This window comes from Okeania sp. (assembly GCF_035285525.1).
GTDB lineage: Bacteria > Cyanobacteriota > Cyanobacteriia > Cyanobacteriales > Microcoleaceae > Trichodesmium.
Genome location: NZ_JAYKGW010000184.1, coordinates 1 through 4,218, shown reverse-complemented (window position 1 = coordinate 4,218; position 4,218 = coordinate 1). Strand labels below are relative to the sequence as shown.

Here is a 4,218-nt window from a genome sequence, read left to right as displayed (position 1 = left end):
TTATGTTTTCTATTTGATTATTCTCAATAATATTAGAAATATTTTTCCTAAAAGTTTTACAGGCATAAAAATTAGCATCAATTGCCCAAACCAACTTAAATCCTGCCTTATGAAATGGTAAATCCATCCCTCCACAACCAGAAAATAAAGATATGATTTTTGGTGCTTGATTCCCATTTATCTTTTTTAAACGTTCAATCAACATTTTATTCAAAAATAATATTAACCAATGTAAGTTATAGTTTTATTTTCTGATATAAAATTGTTATAGCAATCCTAAATAGGTTGTAATAAATTAAAAATTCAGAATAAATCCTGAGACTCTGACCCATTGACTATTGCCCATTGCCTATTCCCGAAAAAAGGCAAGATTTTTGACACGAATCAAATAGGATTGCTATATAGCAATCCCCATATTTGTGAACTACAAAATTCCTGATTTTAGGGAATAGAGAATAGGATAAAAACAAAAATTTTATAGATGTACCTTATGACTATGGGAAAGGCTATAATTAAACTCAAATATACAGAAAATATACTAATTTTACCAATTATAAATATTAAAAGAATTACTGACAATAATTAATAACTTGTTCACTGAGTTGCCTGGTGGAGAAAATTGGAGATTAGGAAAATAATAAGGGTTTGGACACCAAACCCCTACAGTTTTTTTTCACAAATTATTAAAGTGCAAATTTTTCAGCCAAAATCACCAAAAAGTTAGGATTTTAGCCAGACTAGACTAAGGATAGAAAAATCAGGGAACAATTGTTTTTTTCTACTCTCTGTCTTCCCACACTCCCCACACTTCCCACCCTCACCACACTCTCATTTTTAGCCCTAACTTTCTGCTGCTTTTGCCTTTGTAGACTTCTTACCACGAGTAGACTTTTTACCACTCGCCTTCGCCTGCAAAAGCTCCAAAGCCTTCTCCAAAGTTGCGTCCTCAACAGACATATCCTTTGGCAAAGAAGCATTAACCTTACCATGCTTCACATAAGGTCCATACCTACCATCATAAATACCTATTGCTTCACCATCTTCTGGATGTTTGCCCAAATCTTTCAATGGAGGTGTAGCTTTAGCACTACCCTTTCTCGCTTTTTTAGGTTGAGCTAATAACTCCAAAGCACGTTCCAAAGTAATAGTCAAAACATCATCCCCAGATTTCAAAGAACGATAATCTTTACCGCCTTCCTTTCCTTGGTCGTGAACAACATAGGGACCGAAACGCCCTAGATTAGTTTGAATTTTACAACCTGTTTCTGGATGAGCGCCCAAGGTACGAGGCAAAGATAATAACCCGATCGCCATTTCCAAAGTCACATTTTCCATAGTTACACCCTTTGGTAGTGAGCTGCGCTTTGGTTTTTTCTTACTTCCTTCCACTTCATCACCTAATTGTACATAAGGACCGTAACGACCGGTCATTATATAGATAGGTTTCTTTTCTTCTGGATGAATACCTAACTCCTCCGGACCTTCTGTTTTTTGTTTCAGAAGTTTCTCTATTTGTTCCTCATCTAAATCTGATGGGGTTAAATCTTCAGGAATAGAAGCTTTAACTATACCTTCATCATTTTCTACCTCAATATAAGCACCAAATTTACCGACACAAATACGATAATTCATATCTGAATCAGTATTCAAATTTTCTAATTCAATAGTACGAGCTAATTTAGGGTCAATATACTCCTCCTGTTCCTTAATCTGAGTATCCAACCCACTCTCTCCAGAATAAAATTCCCGTAGATATGGCAACCATTGAGCTTCACCTGTAGAAATATCATCCAGAGTCTGTTCCATACGAGCCGTAAATTTAACATCCACAAATTCCGGAAAGTGCTTTTCTAAAAGACTTGTCACCCCAAAAGCAGTAAAAGTAGGAATCAAAGCATTACCCTGAAGTTTGGCATAACGACGGTCAACAATAGTACCAATCACAGTAGCATAGGTACTCGGACGACCAATACCTTCACTTTCTAAAGTTTTAACCAAAGATGCTTCACTAAATCTAGCAGGTGGCTGAGTTTCATGTCCTAATACTTCTATTTCCTGACAATCTGGGCGATCGCCTTGTTTCAAAGGAGGTAATGGAGCTTCTTGGTCTTCCAATGCTGCTTCTGGATCATCGGAACCTTCCACATAAGCTCGGAGGAACCCAGGAAAATCTATCCGTTTCCCATGAGAACGAAAACCTGCATCTTCTACTTGTAAATTTACAGTGATATGAGTTTGACGAGAATCTGCCATTTGACAAGCTACCGTCCGTTTCCAGATTAAGTCGTAAAGAGCCAATTCTTGATCCTTTAATCCTGTTTCTTTGGGAGTCCGGAAAGTTTTACCCGCAGGACGAATAGCTTCGTGAGCTTCCTGAGCCCCTTTACTCTTAGTAGTGTATTGTCTAGGTTGAGAACTCAAATATTCTGCACCATACATTTTTTCTACACAACTCCGAGCAGCAGCGATCGCCTCATCAGACAAATGAACGGAGTCTGTCCGCATATAGGTAATAAAACCTTGTTCATATAAATTTTGGGCCGTCCGCATAGTTTGTCTAGCACCCATGCGTAACTTGCGGTTAGCTTCCTGTTGTAAAGTAGAAGTAGTAAAAGGAGGAGAAGGTTTTCGTTTAACAGCTCTTTCTTCAACATTATTAACAACCCAAGGTTTATCCTCCAGCCTTTCTTTCAAAGCTTCAGCTTGAGCTTCATTCAACAAAACAACATTACGACCCTCAGCTATCTTACCCGTATTTTCATCAAAGTCACTACCCGTAGCAACTCTTGTGCCTCCCAGAGTAACAAGTTTAGAATCAAAAGGAGTTTTTTTCTGTTCTAAAGTCGCCCTTAAATCCCAATAACCCCCCTGTTTAAAAGCCTGACGTTGCCGTTCTCGGATAACCAAAAGTCTAACTGCCACAGATTGTACCCTACCAGCAGAAAGACCCCAAGCAATTTTTTTCCACAATACAGGAGAAAGAGTATAACCATAGAGTCGGTCTAAAATTCGCCGAGTTTCTTGCGCCCTAACTAACTGTTCATCTATATTTCGACAATTTTTAATCGCCTCACGGATAGCTTCAGGAGTAATTTCATGGAATACCATCCGCTTAGTCGGAACTTTCGGCTTAAGTAGTTGCAATAAATGCCAACTTATGCTTTCCCCTTCTCGGTCTTCATCTGTAGCCAATACTAATTCATCCACTCCTTTCAGAGCATCTTTCAATTCTTTAACAGTTTTCTTTTTATCTTTAGGGACAACATAGATAGGTTCAAATTCTGATTCTACATTTACACCTAAATGTGCCCACTTTTCTCCTTTATATTTTTCTGGTATTTCCTCAGCAGAAGGTGGCAGGTCGCGCACATGACCCATGGACGCTTCTACACGGTAGTCAGAGGGTAAATAGTTACGAATAGTGCGGGCTTTAGTGGGAGATTCAACAATAACAAGAGTTGACATGAGAAATTTAATATATTGGGATATCTAGAGAAGTTTGTATGCTACTCCCTCCCCGCTAAAAGACTACCTAGCAAAATTTGACTATAAACTATATGCTGCAATAATCTATTGATAGGTAATCTTGCGCTGGGAAGGAAGTAGTATGCACCTGTGAATAATGGGACAGAGGAAAAGAGTTTAATTCTTTGCTTTTGCCAGTGTTTTACAGGATAGATTCTTTATGTTCTACGCTATCTTAATATTTTTTATTTCTGTCCAAATTTATTTGATGAACATTAATTTTTCAACTACCCTTATTAAAATTTGCTAGCATAATTAATCTATAATGTCAATAGTATCAAAATATTGTCCGGAAATTAATTTAATAGTTAGAGATGAGGTAGTATAATTTAGGGATTTAAACACAAAAACGGATTTATTATCCTGATTATTGTTGCTCAAACTAATAATTTTCCTTGAGCAAACTGATTTTGTGTAAGTCCTACTATATTTTGAAAATATAAAAATTAGAATTTAACTGTAGATAACATATATAGCGTTCAAAACTATAACGTTATAGTTTTTAAACTCTACATATAGTTATTTGCCTAATTTATAAAAATATTCAAAAAAACTATTGTTTGTTGTGGCTGTTTCATATACTATTTTTGCCCAAAGTAAGAATATTCCTTGAGTAAACTCATTTATCTCTAAGTTCTACCATCCATACTCTCTCTGTGTGAAAATACAAAAATTAGAATTTAGCTGTAAATA

At 36.4% G+C, this 4,218-nt stretch carries 2 protein-coding genes; both read right to left on the bottom strand.

The window, feature by feature from the left end; all coding sequences use genetic code 11:
- Window positions 1–205: DNA cytosine methyltransferase (locus VKJ25_RS18090; protein ID WP_324238036.1), on the bottom strand; the 205-nt coding region annotated here is incomplete at its 3' end.
- 635 nt (window positions 206–840) lie between these two features.
- Window positions 841–3,465 carry a type I DNA topoisomerase gene (topA, locus tag VKJ25_RS18085; protein WP_324238035.1) on the bottom strand — a complete coding sequence of 875 codons (2,625 nt, stop codon included), beginning with the start codon at window positions 3,463–3,465 and terminating at the stop codon, window positions 841–843.
- Window positions 3,466–4,218: the final 753 nt, after the last annotated feature.

Coding starts and splice junctions, on each gene's coding strand:
- topA (WP_324238035.1), bottom strand. CDS start 3,465: ATGTCAACTCTTGTTATTGTTGAATCTCCCACTAAAGCCCGCACTATT.